This is a genomic window from Pseudomonas sp. CC120222-01a (genome assembly GCF_003097235.1).
Classification (GTDB): Bacteria; Pseudomonadota; Gammaproteobacteria; order Pseudomonadales; family Pseudomonadaceae; genus Aquipseudomonas.
In genome coordinates this window covers 23,937-36,694 of the sequence record NZ_QEQQ01000008.1, presented here as the reverse complement: position 1 = coordinate 36,694, position 12,758 = coordinate 23,937, and the positions used below count along the sequence as shown (strand labels likewise).

Sequence of the window (12,758 nt, the reverse complement as noted above, 5' to 3'; positions counted from 1 at the left end):
CCTCATACCTGAAGTGACTGCCCGGCGCGATGAAGGTTTATTCGAGTTGCCTGATGGTCAGCCGGCCTCGGTGAACAACACCCGCTTGAACGCCTCGGCCGCCAGGTGCACCTGCACCGCCCAGTCGTCCGCCGCATCGCTGCCGGCGTCATCGGAGATGTACTTCAGGCACACGAACGGAATGCCTTCATCCCGTGCGATAAGGGCGAACACGTAGGCTTCCATGTCCACCACATCGTAGGGCGCGTCGCCGTGGTTGATCTCGAAGCTGTCGCCACTGCCGCAGGTTTCCACTGGCAGGCCAGGAATTACATGACCCTGCTCCAGCAGCACCGGAACGTTCGACAGCGGCGTCTCGTAACGGGCGAAACCCAGGGGCGTCACGTCCATGTCGCGTTGCACGAAGCGCGTGCAGCACACCACTTCGCCCTTGCCATGGCGTTGGCTGCCGGCCGAACCGAGGTTGACGATCAGCTTCGGGCGGCGCTGCTGGATCGCTTTGGTCAGGGCGATGGCGGCATTGACCTTGCCGATGCCGGTGAACACGGTGTTCACCCCGGCAAAAACATCACCTGCTTCTGCCTCCAGGGCGAAGACGAACAGCGTGTCGGCGAGGGAAATGTCAGGGAACTGCTTGATCAGCATCATGGCGCGGGGGTCCGAATGGCTTGCGATGGGCGCAGCCATTGTCGGCATTCGTCAGCTGAAAGCAAGCCCGGCCGCCACCACCTGCCGGACCACGGCCTGGCCTGCCTGGGCAGGGTTTGCGCCATTGGCAAGGGCGTGCTCCCGCGTGGCCAGCTGGCGGTCGGCGCTGGTGCCCTGTTCCAGAATGGACCGGGCATGCCGGTATGAACGCTCGGCGTCCACCGTATCCGGCGCAAATTGCGCCTGCAACTGGCCCAACCAGGCCAGCGCGGTCACCGGTTGCTGGGCATGGATGCCGATGAATTCGCCACAGCGGCCATGGCGCATCGCTCGCCAGTAGTTTTCCTGGGTGATCCAGCGCAGTTCACGGCTGAGTGCAGGCACATCGGGGTGCGTCGGCAGACTGAGCTCCACCAGGTGGCGAAACAGACCTGCCAGGCACAGCGCATCTTCCAGCTCAGGGCAGGCATCGCAGATGCGCAACTCCACGGTGGGGAAGCGCCTGGACGGCCGGATCGCCCACCAGAAATCACCGTCCTCGGCCAGCGCCCCAGTGCGTTGCAGCAGCGCCCGATAGCGCTCATAGGCGCCCCAGTCGGGCAATGCCTCGGGCAACCCCATGTGCGGCCACTCCGCGCAAATCACCCGCCGATAGCTCTTGTAGCCGGTCACCTGCCCGGCCCACAAGGGTGACGAGGTGCTCAATACCAGCAGCAAGGGCAACCAGTACAACAGGCGATTGATCAGCTGCATGCGGTCACAACCCGGCGGCACGCCGACGTGCACGTGCAGGCCATTGAGCAGGCTACGCCGCGCCACATGCTGGTAGTCGTCGAACACCTGCCGATAGTGCGCACTGGCCCTGGCCTTCTGCCGCAGCCAGGGCGCATCGGGGTGGCTGGCCGCGCAGTACAGGCCCACGCCCTCCTCGGCCAGGCTGGCGGCCAGGCGCTTGCGCATATCCTGAAAGAAGCCGCGTGCGTCGTGCAGGTTGCTGAACACCGGTGAGGCCACTTCGATCTGGCTGCGGAACATCTCTTCGGCAAAGTATTCGCCTGCCACCTCCCGGCAGCGCCGGGCAACACGCCGTGACGGCGAAGTCAGCAGGCGGCTGCTGGCAAGGTCCAGCAACAGGTATTCCTCCTCGATCCCGAACGTGCAGGGCCGGTGCATGCCAGGTCAGGCGCTGCGGTTTACGGTCAGGGCCACGGCCGCGATGCGCTCGACCCGTTCGTAGCCCGGCTCGAGCAATTGCTCGCCAAACACGTCTGGGTCGATTTCCCGGTAGACCCAGGCCCATTCCGGGCCAGCCAGGCGCAGGCGAATGGCTTCGAGCAAAGCGTCGCGGCCTTGGACAATGGCCACGCCGGTATACAGCAGCAGCGAACCACCCGGGCTCAGGCGCTCGCAGGCCTGCTCGACTATGCGCAGCGACAGCTCCGCGCCCAGTGCACCACCGCCATGGCGGTAGGTCCGCTGGCCGGCGTCGAGCATGTAGGGCGGGTTGGCGACGATCAGGTCGAACTGGCCGCTGACGCCATCGAGCAGGTCGCTCGATTCGACCGACACATTGCCGACCCCGGCCAACGCAGCATTGATCGCGGTATAGCGCAGTGCCAATGGGTTGATGTCGACCGCGCTGACTTGCGCATGCTGGGCCACCCGGGCGATCAGCAAGGCGCCGACGCCGCTGCCGCAGCCAATGTCGACGGCATGCTGGACACGGGTCGGGCTGCGCTGCAGATGGTCATGGATGACCTGGGCGAAGCGATAGCTGTCGGGGCCGAAGAACACGGCGTCGCTGGCCTCGGTGGGATAGGCCGAGTGGACCAGCAACAAGTCGTCGAGGTTCGACCAGCGCACCCGGCTGCGTAACAGGCCCTGCTCTTCGTGCAATACCTGTGCGGCACGTAGCTGCTGCAACTCGTCAGCGGAAATCAAGCCCTCGCTGAACGGCCGGCTCCAGCCGAACACGTCGCGCAGGCTGGTGGCCCGCTCGGCGCCATGCCTGGCGTTGTTGCGCGCCTGGGTGGCGGGCGTCACGCAGGTGAAGCGATAGCCGTCGGCGCGCAGGCGGCGGCCGAGTTGCAGAAGCGCTTCGTCAGCCTGGACCTGTTGCGGGGTGAGCATCATCAGTGCGGGCCCTCCTGGGCCAGGCCGGTGGCGCGCAGATAGGCACGGGTAGCCTGCAAACCTTCTGGCAAGGCATGGCGATTGCCGGCCATGCGTGTGATCAGGGTGTCCATGCAGGCCTCGCTGGCTTCACCCTCGTAGCCAGGCATTGGCGCCGCTTGCCAGCTACCTGGCAGCACCGGGCGGATCGGTTGCTGCCAGTCTGCGGCGATCCAGTCATGCCACAGTTGCTTCTCATAGGCACTGAACACGCCGAACATAGGGGCATGGGGCCCATCGATCAGTGACCACCAGCGGCTGTCGGACGGGTTTTGCCCGCGCCTGATCCAGCCTTGTGACTGCAGCGCCTGCAGGAATGCGGGTAGTGCGCCGGGCTCGGCCAGCCATTGATTGACCGTGCGCTGTTGTACACGGCAACGGTCGGCGTGCATGAACTGACCAAACGCCCGTTTGCGTTCCAACGCGGCCAGCAGCTCGGCATCGAGATCGAAGCGGCCGATCAGGCTCGGTGTATCGAGGCCCAGGTCGTTGAGACGGTAGCCGTGGCGCACACGGCGATAGAACACTTCGGGATCGTGCGCCGGGCACAGTTGCTGCACGGCGCGAATCGCTTTGCTGGCATGGCCGATGGCGGCGTTGTCGATGGTCACATGGAGCTGGAAGTAGTGGCCATCGATACCCAGCTCGGCCAATTCGTGGGTGGTGATCAGCAAATGCAGCGGGGGCTGTTCGTAGCCCAGGTTGTAGCCGATCACTTCAGGCAGAAAGTCGTCGCCGCAACACCCCAACGCCAGTTGCACCGCGCCCTGCAGGTAGCGCTGGTCATCCAGCGCGGGCGTTTCGAGGCAACCCAGGCGGCTCAGCAGTCGTTGGTAGATCAGCACATGATTGCAGCGTGGGTCACCCTCGCCGAGTTCTTCCAGGTAGGTACGAATGAGGCCGTGGAAGCGTGGGTCCTGCCAGTGGCGCAGGCTTGCGTGCAGCCAAGCGCCATCAACGGCCTTGGTCGGTGCCACTTGCTGCAGGAACCACAGGGCCTGGGAGCGATTGGCAAAGTAACGCCGTGGTCCGCCTTGGCGGCGCTGCTCCAGGTATTGGGCATGGGCCTGGGCGACTGCGGTTGCGTGCGCCGCACTCCAGGCATCGAGCTGATCGGGGGTCGCCGGCAGGTCATCGGCCTCGACGCTGACCTGGGCCAATAGCGCCGCCAGCCACTGCCGGGTGCCTCGTTCATCGCCCGACAGCAGCGCGTGATAACGCCTGATCAGGCTGTCACGTGTGGCCGGGAGCGGCGCGTGTGCGGCGGTCTTGCGGGTCATGACCGTCATGCGGGCTCCTTCGATCAATGTGTTTGCAGTGCCAGGAAGCCCCGGCACTGCGTTGCCGTCACTTACGAGCGGCCGCCCTTTCGGCCCGACTCGCGGTCCTGGTGCATGTTGCCCCCCGAGGACTGGCCGCCCTTGCGCCCGGCATCGGACGCCTTTTGCCGGTCATTGGCGAAGTTGCCCGGGTTCTTGTTGCCACCCTGGCTGCCTTGGCTGCCGGTACGGCTGTTCTCTTTGTTGGCCATGGTCTTCTAACCTCATGTGACTTCGGAATGCACGGCATGGCGCCGTACATAGGTTCGGAGTTCGGCGATATCGGGGGATTCGTTTTATTGCGAAGGGTTCGGACCGGTGGCGTTAAATAAGCGGCGGCGGTTTATTTGGTGCGACGGCCGATTCAGCCTGGCCCTGACGCCTTCCCAACCAGGCGCCTGTCACCGCCCAGCCCATGGCTAGCGCGGCACCGATCAGCATGGCTGTTTGAGGATGATCGGCCAGCAGATCAAGCCCGCGCTTGAGCCAGCCACTCAGGGCATCGCCACCGCGATAAACCACCGTGTCGATGAAGTTCTTCGCCTTGTACTTGTCTTCGGCCGGCAACACGGTGAACAGCATCTCGCGCCCCGGCCGCACCAACGCATACTCACCGGCCCGGCGCACCACCATCACCACCACGAACACGGCAAACACTGGCGCCAGGGCCAGCCACACGAACCCGGCAGCCATCACCAGCGGCACCGCCACCAGCAAAACGCCTACGCCCAGGCGCCTGGCCAGGCGGCCGGTGATGAACAGTTGCGTCAGGATGGCCAGCGCCTGCACCACGATGTCGATGATGCCGAATACCTGGGTCTGGCGGGTGCGATCGGTGAAGGTTTCGCTGACGATGCGGGCCTGTTCGAAATACAGAAAGGTGCTGACGCTGGCCAGCAAAATCACGAACAAGGCGATCGCCATCAAATAGGGTGAGCGCAGCACGGCCGTCGCGCCGGCGAAAGGATTGCCGCCCAAGGGTCGCGATGTGGGCTGTTCATTCGGCAATGGGTTGCGATCGCGCCAGTGCTGCAGGAAGACGCAGGCGACCACGCTGCCCAACAGAAACAACCCGGCCAACAGCACTAACCCGGCGTGCCCCAGCGGCGCCACCAGCAGTGTGCCCAGGATCGGCCCGCTCAGGCCGCCCAGGCTGGCCCCGGCGGCCAGCAGGCCGAACAGGCGCTTGCCTTGTGCGGTGGAGAACAGGTCGGTGAGCACGCTCCAGGCCAGCGAAATGGTCAGCAGGTTGAATACCGACAGCCAGATGTAGAACGCCCGGGCGTTCCACAGGCCTTCCGGGTTCACGGCAAACAGTGCCGCGAACAGCAACAGGTTGCTGGCGAAGAAACCGTAGGTCCAGGGCAGGATATGCCGGCGACGCACCTTCGAAGCCAGCCAGCCGAACAATGGCAGACAGACCAGGGTGGCGATGAAAGTGCCGGTGAACAGCCACTGCAGGTTGTCGACGCCGCCTGCCACACCCATGGTTTCGCGCACCGGGCGCAGCATGAAGTAGCCGGTGAACAGCAGGTAGAACAGCAACAGCCCCGCGATCACTGCCGGCCCTTCTCCGGGCTGGATGTTCAGCCCCCGGTCAAGACGCCTGCTCCAGCGGTTCATGGGCTCAGGCGAACTGCTTGATCAGCGCTTGTTGTTGCGCCTCGGTCAGCAGCGGTTCATGCCCTGCCTTGAGCTGGTCAAGTTGGCGGTCCGGGCGCCCGGTCGCGGGGATGACCGTGGTCACAGCCGGGTGGCTGATGGCGAACTTGAGAAACAGCTGCGCCCAGCTGCCGACCCCGGCCTCGGCGGCCCATGCCGGCAGGGCCTGGTCCTTGACCCTGGCAAACAGCCGGCCATCGTCGAAGGCGCGGTTGATCAGCACGGCGACGCCTTTGTCCTGGCACAGCGGCAGCAGTTCGCGTGCCGCATGCGGGGCATTCACTGAATAGTTGATCTGGATGAAGTCCAGCGGCTCGCTGCGCACGATGCGCGCCACGTCTTCGTGGCCGCTGTTCAGGTAATGGGTGATACCGACGTAGCGGGTCTTGCCCTGCTGCTTGAGCTCACGGGCATAGGGCAGTTGCGTTTGCCAGTCGCGCAGGTTGTGGATCTGCAGCAGGTCGACCTTGTCGGTACGCAGGCTCCTGAGTGTGCCGGCCCATTGAGCCTCGGCATCGTCCCGGCTGTCGGCGGCGATCTTGGTGGCGATGAAGCATTGCGGGTGCCAGCCGCCCTCCTCCAGCAACTGGCCGAGAATGCTATCGGCGCCGCCATAGTTGGGCGAGGTGTCGATGACCTTGCCGCCACCCTCGAAGAACGCCTTGAGCACCACCTTGAGCTGCTGGTACTCGGCGGAGCCGGCCTCGACCTCAAAGCTGCCTGAGGTACCGGCACCGATCACTGGCAAGGCCTCGCCCGTGGACGGGACCTTGCGCGTCAGCAACCCGCCAGAGCCGGCGGCCTGCAGCCAGGGGCTGGCGGCCAGCAAGCCCAAAGCCGCACCAGCGCGTAGGACATCGCGACGCTTGTACATGGCAAAGCTCCCGTCATAAGTCGGAAACTTTCAAGGCTAGCCGCTCTACCTCGCGCTGACAGGTGATTCTGTATCTGGATGTTTTGTGATCAGGCCTGCAGCAACGCGCTCAGGTCCAGACCCGCTTCGGCCATCGGCGGGCACCAGTAGTAGCCGCCGGTCAGGGGCCGGCTGAAGCGGTACAGGCCATCGATGATGCCGTCTTCCAGACCACTCATGCGCCGCAGTTGCACTTCGAAGGCATCGAAGCTGTGGCCCAGGGCGACGAACGCCAGGCCGGCGCCACGGCTGTCGGCCCAGGCGACCGAGCGGCGCACCATGAAGGCTTCCGGCTCGAAGCTTTCCTGGGCGGTGCGCTTGACGTGGGCCGACTCCGGCGCGTCGTCGAGCTCTTCGTTATCGCTCAGGCGGCGGCCGATGATGTTGTCCTGGTCGGCCTGGGGCAGTGACTTGAAGTACTCCAGGTCATGCTTCCACAGCTGGAAGGCGGCGAAGCTGGAACCGGCCAGGCCTGGCTGCTCGCCGGCAAGAATGGCGGCATCCACTGCATCCTGGTCCACCGGGTTCTCGGTGCCGTCTTCGTAACCGGTCAGGTCGTGGCCACCGCGGTGCAGGAAACCATCGACGCTGTCAGCCAGGCGCAATGCCGGGGCCAGCACCTGCTCCAGCGCCTGGGCCTGCAGCAGCAGGTCGCCACGCTCGTTGCCGCGCAGCCACAACCACAGGGCGTGCTGGGTGCTCGGGTTTTCCACTGCGGCATCGAGCTGCGGGAAGGCGCGCAGGCCAGGGATGTCGCGGCCAAGGGCTTTTACCAACGGCGCACCGATACCGAGGATCAGCGTCTGGCCATCCACCTGCGGCAGCAATACATCCAGTACGGCAGGCAGTGCCTCGGGCGACTGCAGGGCGAAGAACAGGTGACGGGCATGGGCCGGCACGGGGGTGGCAAGCAGACCTTGCTGGAACGGCATGACAGGCGAATCCTCGGCAAAAGCGGAATGCTACTGCGCCGGGGCGCCTATCGCAACGCGGCATGCAGACGCTGTGCGGCAAGGGCTGCCGGTAATCCGGTAACAAACGGTTACCAAGTACTGGCGCATTGCGATTAGCCAGCCCGCAAGGCCGGCCTAGACTGCCTGCATCCCTTGCCCGAGTGCCTGCCCATGACCGCCTCACCCTTGTTGACTGCGTTCCTCCCCCTGGCGCTGGGCATCATCATGCTCGGTCTCGGCTTGTCCCTGACGCTGGCCGATTTCGCCCGCGTGGTGAAGTACCCGAAACCGGTGGTGGTCGGCCTGTGCTGCCAGATTCTGCTGCTGCCGCTGGTGTGCTTCCTGATCGCCAATGGCTTTGGCCTGGAATCGGCGCTGGCGGTCGGGCTGATGCTGCTGGCCGCGTCCCCGGGCGGCACCACGGCCAACCTGTTCAGCCACCTGGCCCATGGTGATGTGGCGCTGAACATCACCCTGACGGCGGTCAATTCGTTGATCGCGATCCTGACCATGCCGCTGCTGGTGAACCTGTCGCTGGCCTGGTTCATGACGTCCGACCAGGCCATTCCACTGCAATTCGCCAAGGTCCTGCAGGTGTTTGCCATTGTCCTGCTGCCGGTGGCCTTGGGCATGCTGATCCGCCATTGGGCCCCACGCTTTGCTGCGCGCATGGAAAAACCGATGAAGCTGGTGGCGGCGCTGTTCCTCGCATTCACCATCGTGCTGGCACTGGCCAAGGATTGGCAGACCGTCGTCGAATATGCCCCAGTGGTGGGCCTGGCGGCCTTGCTGTTCAACCTGGTCAGCCTGACGCTGGGCTACTGGGTGCCACGCTTGCTGAGCATCCCCAAGCGACAGGCCATCGCCATCGGCATGGAAATCGGCATCCATAACGGCACCTTGGCCATCGCCCTGGCGCTGAGCCCGTCGCTGCTGAACAACGCCACCATGGCCGTGCCCGCTGCGCTGTACAGCCTGATCATGTTCTTCACCGCCGCAGGCTTTGGCTGGTGGGTCAGCCGCGGTCGCGTGGCACCCGCGCCTGCAGCTGGCGCTTGAGCACCTTCAGCGGCGGCGCATAGAAAAAGCCGAACGACACGCTGCCCGTGCGCCCTTTCACGGCGTGGTGCAACTGATGGGCACGGTGCAGGCGCTTGAGGTAGCGGTTGACCGGCCGCGGCTTACGCGGCCAGTGCCGGTGAAAGAAGCCGTCGTGGGCCAGCACGTACAGCACCCCATACCCGGCCACGCCAGCGCCCACCCACTGCAAGGGCGCATGGCCGGCCTTGCCCAGGGCGACCAGCGCCGTGGCGATCAGGCCCAGCGCCACCAGGTACAGATCGTTGGTTTCGAGCATGCCCAGCTGCGGCTCGTGGTGCGAGCGGTGCAGCCACCAGCCCCAGCCATGCATGATGTACTTGTGGGCCAGCGTGCCGACACCTTCCATGGCCACCAGGGTGCCGAGCAGCACGGCGAGATTGAACAGCATGTAACGGTCCGGGGTATGGCGGAGAATGGCGCAAGGGTACCGATTACCCAGGTTTATTTCCATGCAGGCGTGACCGGCCGTAGGGCATTTCCTGATGAATCCCTTGTCATGTTTTTGCCCTTGACCCCGTGCGGACGGCGGCGTAAGGTCCGCGACGCAATTTCGCATCCCTGAACAGGAGTCCTGCTTTGGACAGTAGCCCCAGTCGCTTGCGACAGGCCCACACGGCGAGCTAGTCCGGCAGCTTCCTGCCACTGTCTCGCCATTGGCCAGGCGGTGGAATTCTCCAGCCTTTGAAGGCTTTCCCCCCTCTTCCCTTTCGTGGTCCTGCGCATTTTCTGGTTATTCAACCGTGCGGGCGTGTGCCCGTGGAAGAGGTTTGCTATGGATTGGAAAGTCTTTCTGCTGCGCGTCAGCATTGCCCTGCTGCTCGGCGCCCTGATCGGTGCCGAACGCCAACTGCGCCAACGCCTGACCGGGCTGCGCACCAACGCGCTGGTCAGCACCGGTGCCTGCCTGTTCGTGCTGATGACCCAGGCGGTGCCTGGCATGGCACCCAACGATGCCTCGCGAGTGGCCGCTTACGTGGTGTCGGGTATCGGGTTTCTCGGTGGCGGCGTCATCATGCGCGACGGCTTCAACGTGCGTGGCCTGAATACTGCCGCCACGCTCTGGTGCACCGCGGCCGTCGGTGTGCTGTGCAGCCTCGGGCTGTTGCTCGAGGCAACGCTGGGCAGCTTGATGGTGCTGTGTGCCAACATCCTGCTGCGCGACATCGCCCAGCGTCTCGATCGCCAGGGCGTGCTGCCCGCCAGCGAGGTCGAACAACGTTTCGAGGTGCGCATCGTCTGCCGTGCCGAAGATGAGATCCAGGTGCGCAGCCTGATGCTTCACAGCCTGGGCGACCCGCAGTTGCGCCTGCAATCGCTGCACAGCGAAGACCTGGCCAACCCGGCCCGCCTGGAAGTGCGCGCCGAGCTGCTCGGCAACCCGCAGGCACCGGCGCAGCTGGAGCGGCTGGTGGGTCGGGTGAGCCTGGAAAAAGGTGTCAGCTCGGTGCGCTGGCAGTTGCAGCCGCAGGCACTGGCGGCGGACTAACGCGCTTCGCGCAGGTGCCGCTCCTTCTTTTCCTGGCGCTCCTTGGCTTCGATGCACAGCGTTGCCGTGGGGCGCAGCAGCAGGCGGTGCAGGCCGATCGGCTCGCCGGTTTCCTCGCACCAGCCATATTCACCCCGGGCCAGGCGCTCCAGCGCCTGGTCGATCTTGTCCAGCAGCTTCTTTTCCCGCTCCAGCGAGCGCAGCCGCCACTGCCGTTCCTCTTCGGCGCTGCCGATGTCAGCCGGGTCGCTGTGCACTTCCTGCTCACGCAGGGCCTGGAACTCCTCGTCGATACGCGCTTGCAGGTCGAAGCGCTGGCCAAGTAGCAGCTTGCGGAAAAATTGCTGTTGGACTTCGTTCATGTAGGCTGCGGGAGCCTGGCGCAGCAGTTCCTCTTCAGTCATCAAGGCAGTCTCGCGTAGCTGGGAAACCATAAATGTTACGTTATAACCCAATCATTGCAAGCCCCGCCCAGCTCGCCGCAGACTATTGCCCGCCTACGGAGGAACATTTAATGCGCATACGCCCCGCCCTGCCCGCTGACATCGCCCAGTTGATTGCAGTCGAGCAATCCGCCGCACACGCATTCTTGCGGCTGCCCGAACTGGCCTGGCTGGCCAGTGCCCAGGGGCTGGACGAAAGGGCGCACAAGGCCTTCATTGACGATCATGGCAGCTGGTTGGCCGAGGATGACCAAGGGCAAGTCCTGGGCTTTGTGTGCATGCGCCTGGAACGCCAGGCGCTGCATGTTCACGAGCTTTCGGTACGGTTGCAGTCGCAGGGGCAAGGTATCGGCAGGCAGTTGCTCGACCAGGCGTGTGCCGTGGCGCGAGATCGGGGTGCCCTGACGCTGACTTTGACCACCTTTGCGCAAGTGGCCTGGAATGGCCCCTTCTATGCCCGATACGGGTTCGAAGTGCTCGATGATCAGCAGCTCGACGCAAGATTGCGGGGCATTCTGGCAACAGAGCGTGCCCATGGTTTGCCTGGACGGTGTGCAATGCGCCTGGCTCTGGCCTGAGCGGTCATATTGCCCGCAAGCTGGATATCAGCGTACCGGACGAAGCCGCGCTGACTGACAAGGTGAAGAAAATGATCCTCGAATGGCGTGACGAGTCGTTCGACAAGTCCTACGTCAATAATCAGTTCGACGCCCAGGTCATGCTTTTTGCCCGCCTGCTCTGAGAAATGCGGCCCCTGCCGGTGCTGCTCGGGCTTGTTCATGTTGCGCTCTCCCGGTGATGTCTGAGGAAGAACACAGGCAGCTGAGCAAGTTTGATTCAATTCACCGCCTTCAGATGCGCCTGACAGGCCTTGAGCGCTTCGTCGCGGCCAACCAGTTCATCCTGCAAGTGCTGCAATTGCCTGCCCTGCTCGGCACACTGCGCACGCTTGTCTTCCAGGCTTTGCGATTGCGCCTGCAACTGCCGGCGCATCTCATCGCTGGCGCCTTGTGCCTGCGCGAGGATTGTCCGCAGGCCTTGGATCTGCGCGTCGCGCTGCTCGAGCAGTTCATCCTTGACTTTGCATTCACTGCTGGCTTGACGGTGCTCGCCGAGCATCCGTTCGTTGTCGCGGTGCAAGCGGGTCAGTTCGTCCTGCTTGACGATCATCCCTTGTTGCAACTGGCGCAGTTCCACTTGCAACTGCTGGGTCTGCGCTTCGTGACGGCGCTGTTCCTGCTCACGCTGTTCGCGGCTGGCGCTGCGGTAATGCTCCAGCGCTTCACGGGCGTGACGATGCTTGTCTTCCAGCGAACGGACCTGCTCGTCCTTGTCGGTCAGGCGCACCTGCAGTTCACCCAGCGACTGATTGAGGCTGGCGCTGCGCAATTGCTCGGCTTGCAGCGAGTTCTGCGCGGTCACCAGACGCTCTGATTCGACAGCCAGCGCAGCGGCCTGGATCTGCTGTTGCTGGTGAGCGGCCGCCAGTGCCTGCTGCGCCAGCTGCAACTGCGCCTCAAGCTTTTCGCGTTCCTCGTTGAACGCGGCTTCAGCCTGCTCGATGCGGGCGTCGCCTTCCTCCTGCACCTGCGCAGCCAATTGCGATACCAGCTTGGTCAGCGCGTCGCTGAGAGCAGCCTGCCCCTGCAGGGCCACCGGCTTGTGCCCTTCAAGCTCCTTCAAGTAGCGATGGATGGTGGTCTTAGACCCGGTATTGCCCAGCTCGATACGTACCGCATCGATGCTGGGGTACTCGCCCCGGGCGATCAGCACCTGCCGCGCCTGCTGCACTACCGCCTTGTTGATACCGCCCCGGGCCATGTTTGCTCCTACGATTTCGTAACATGATACGTACCATGTAATTACGCGGGAATTTTGTTCCTTACCACGCAAAATTTCAAGTTAAATCTAAGGCTTAATAATCACGGCTTATCGCATGTGAATGGAAAAAAACAGCACTCCCCGTCGCTGATCGGTGCAGCCAGTACGCCGGCCGCGAAATGTGGCCGATAAGCAGATTCGATATCCCATTAAGCATTTCCCAGAGGCGCCCGCTGCCGG

At 64.0% G+C, this 12,758-nt stretch carries 14 protein-coding genes and 1 pseudogene; 4 read left to right on the top strand and 11 right to left on the bottom strand.

The features are described from left to right. Positions 1 to 57: 57 nt before the first annotated feature. The 8 genes from N430_RS12590 to N430_RS12555 all read right to left on the bottom strand — a co-directional run bounded on the left by N430_RS12590 (position 58) and on the right by N430_RS12555 (position 7,646). Entirely contained in the window at positions 58 to 648 is a 591-nt protein-coding gene (locus tag N430_RS12590; RefSeq protein WP_110637693.1) for a nucleosidase, read from the bottom strand. 51 nt (positions 649 to 699) lie between these two features. After that, positions 700 to 1,821 carry a carboxylate-amine ligase gene (locus N430_RS12585; protein ID WP_110637656.1) on the bottom strand — a complete coding sequence of 374 codons (1,122 nt, stop codon included), beginning with the start codon at positions 1,819 to 1,821 and terminating at the stop codon, positions 700 to 702. 6 nt (positions 1,822 to 1,827) lie between these two features. Then, positions 1,828 to 2,781: a class I SAM-dependent methyltransferase gene (locus tag N430_RS12580; RefSeq protein ID WP_110637657.1), complete on the bottom strand. Its 954-nt coding sequence runs from the start codon at positions 2,779 to 2,781 to the stop codon at positions 1,828 to 1,830. Continuing rightward, positions 2,781 to 4,109, bottom strand: coding sequence for an iron-containing redox enzyme family protein (locus tag N430_RS12575; protein WP_110637658.1), 1,329 nt, complete (start codon positions 4,107 to 4,109; stop codon positions 2,781 to 2,783). Before N430_RS12575 ends, N430_RS12580 begins: the two co-directional genes overlap by 1 nt. Before the next feature lie 62 nt (positions 4,110 to 4,171). After that, positions 4,172 to 4,351 carry a general stress protein gene (locus tag N430_RS12570; RefSeq protein ID WP_110637659.1) on the bottom strand — a complete coding sequence of 60 codons (180 nt, stop codon included), beginning with the start codon at positions 4,349 to 4,351 and terminating at the stop codon, positions 4,172 to 4,174. 112 nt (positions 4,352 to 4,463) lie between these two features. Next, positions 4,464 to 5,762 carry an NTP/NDP exchange transporter gene (locus tag N430_RS12565; RefSeq protein ID WP_110637660.1) on the bottom strand — a complete coding sequence of 433 codons (1,299 nt, stop codon included), beginning with the start codon at positions 5,760 to 5,762 and terminating at the stop codon, positions 4,464 to 4,466. A gap of 4 nt (positions 5,763 to 5,766) precedes the next feature. Continuing rightward, the gene (locus tag N430_RS12560; protein ID WP_110637661.1) at positions 5,767 to 6,675 is read right to left on the bottom strand and encodes an aldo/keto reductase; all 909 of its coding nucleotides are present in this window, start codon (positions 6,673 to 6,675) and stop codon (positions 5,767 to 5,769) included. Between the two features lie 89 nt (positions 6,676 to 6,764). After that, entirely contained in the window at positions 6,765 to 7,646 is an 882-nt protein-coding gene (locus N430_RS12555) for a Dyp-type peroxidase (protein WP_110637662.1), read from the bottom strand. Positions 7,647 to 7,838: 192 nt separating this feature from the next. Here N430_RS12555 and N430_RS12550 point away from each other — a divergent pair, with 192 nt between their 5' ends. Further along, entirely contained in the window at positions 7,839 to 8,726 is an 888-nt protein-coding gene (locus N430_RS12550) for a bile acid:sodium symporter family protein (protein ID WP_110637663.1), read from the top strand. On the opposite strand, the gene N430_RS12545 is transcribed toward N430_RS12550, so the two are convergent. Continuing rightward, entirely contained in the window at positions 8,683 to 9,156 is a 474-nt protein-coding gene (locus N430_RS12545; RefSeq protein WP_110637664.1) for a sterol desaturase family protein, read from the bottom strand. The genes N430_RS12550 and N430_RS12545 overlap by 44 nt on opposite strands. Positions 9,157 to 9,540: 384 nt before the next feature. On the opposite strand from N430_RS12545, the gene N430_RS12540 reads away from it, so the two are divergent. Then, positions 9,541 to 10,254: an MgtC/SapB family protein gene (locus N430_RS12540; protein WP_110637665.1), complete on the top strand. Its 714-nt coding sequence runs from the start codon at positions 9,541 to 9,543 to the stop codon at positions 10,252 to 10,254. On the opposite strand, the gene dksA is transcribed toward N430_RS12540, so the two are convergent. Beyond that, positions 10,251 to 10,658 (bottom strand): RNA polymerase-binding protein DksA, encoded by a 408-nt coding sequence (gene dksA / locus N430_RS12535; protein ID WP_110637694.1) that lies wholly within the window; start codon positions 10,656 to 10,658, stop codon positions 10,251 to 10,253. The genes N430_RS12540 and dksA overlap by 4 nt on opposite strands. A gap of 110 nt (positions 10,659 to 10,768) precedes the next feature. On the opposite strand from dksA, the gene N430_RS12530 reads away from it, so the two are divergent. Further along, on the top strand, positions 10,769 to 11,275 hold the full coding sequence (locus tag N430_RS12530; RefSeq protein WP_110637666.1) for a GNAT family N-acetyltransferase: 507 nt from the start codon (positions 10,769 to 10,771) through the stop codon (positions 11,273 to 11,275). Between the two features lie 2 nt (positions 11,276 to 11,277). Then, a pseudogene (locus tag N430_RS12525) lies at positions 11,278 to 11,409 on the top strand (DUF305 domain-containing protein); the annotation flags it as partial. A gap of 125 nt (positions 11,410 to 11,534) precedes the next feature. Here N430_RS12525 and N430_RS12520 read toward each other — a convergent pair. Further along, on the bottom strand, positions 11,535 to 12,518 hold the full coding sequence (locus tag N430_RS12520; RefSeq protein ID WP_110637667.1) for a DNA-binding protein: 984 nt from the start codon (positions 12,516 to 12,518) through the stop codon (positions 11,535 to 11,537). Positions 12,519 to 12,758: the final 240 nt, after the last annotated feature.

Bases quoted from the DNA above. Each gene is read 5' to 3' on its own strand.
- N430_RS12590 (WP_110637693.1), bottom strand. From the start codon at position 648: ATGATGCTGATCAAGCAGTTCCCTGACATTTCCCTCGCCGACACGCTG.
- N430_RS12585 (WP_110637656.1), bottom strand. From the start codon at position 1,821: ATGCACCGGCCCTGCACGTTCGGGATCGAGGAGGAATACCTGTTGCTG.
- N430_RS12580 (WP_110637657.1), bottom strand. From the start codon at position 2,781: ATGATGCTCACCCCGCAACAGGTCCAGGCTGACGAAGCGCTTCTGCAA.
- N430_RS12575 (WP_110637658.1), bottom strand. From the start codon at position 4,109: ATGACGGTCATGACCCGCAAGACCGCCGCACACGCGCCGCTCCCGGCC.
- N430_RS12570 (WP_110637659.1), bottom strand. From the start codon at position 4,351: ATGGCCAACAAAGAGAACAGCCGTACCGGCAGCCAAGGCAGCCAGGGT.
- N430_RS12565 (WP_110637660.1), bottom strand. From the start codon at position 5,762: ATGAACCGCTGGAGCAGGCGTCTTGACCGGGGGCTGAACATCCAGCCC.
- N430_RS12560 (WP_110637661.1), bottom strand. From the start codon at position 6,675: ATGTACAAGCGTCGCGATGTCCTACGCGCTGGTGCGGCTTTGGGCTTG.
- N430_RS12555 (WP_110637662.1), bottom strand. From the start codon at position 7,646: ATGCCGTTCCAGCAAGGTCTGCTTGCCACCCCCGTGCCGGCCCATGCC.
- N430_RS12550 (WP_110637663.1), top strand. From the start codon at position 7,839: ATGACCGCCTCACCCTTGTTGACTGCGTTCCTCCCCCTGGCGCTGGGC.
- N430_RS12545 (WP_110637664.1), bottom strand. From the start codon at position 9,156: ATGCTGTTCAATCTCGCCGTGCTGCTCGGCACCCTGGTGGCCATGGAA.
- N430_RS12540 (WP_110637665.1), top strand. From the start codon at position 9,541: ATGGATTGGAAAGTCTTTCTGCTGCGCGTCAGCATTGCCCTGCTGCTC.
- dksA (WP_110637694.1), bottom strand. From the start codon at position 10,658: ATGACTGAAGAGGAACTGCTGCGCCAGGCTCCCGCAGCCTACATGAAC.
- N430_RS12530 (WP_110637666.1), top strand. From the start codon at position 10,769: ATGCGCATACGCCCCGCCCTGCCCGCTGACATCGCCCAGTTGATTGCA.
- N430_RS12520 (WP_110637667.1), bottom strand. From the start codon at position 12,518: ATGGCCCGGGGCGGTATCAACAAGGCGGTAGTGCAGCAGGCGCGGCAG.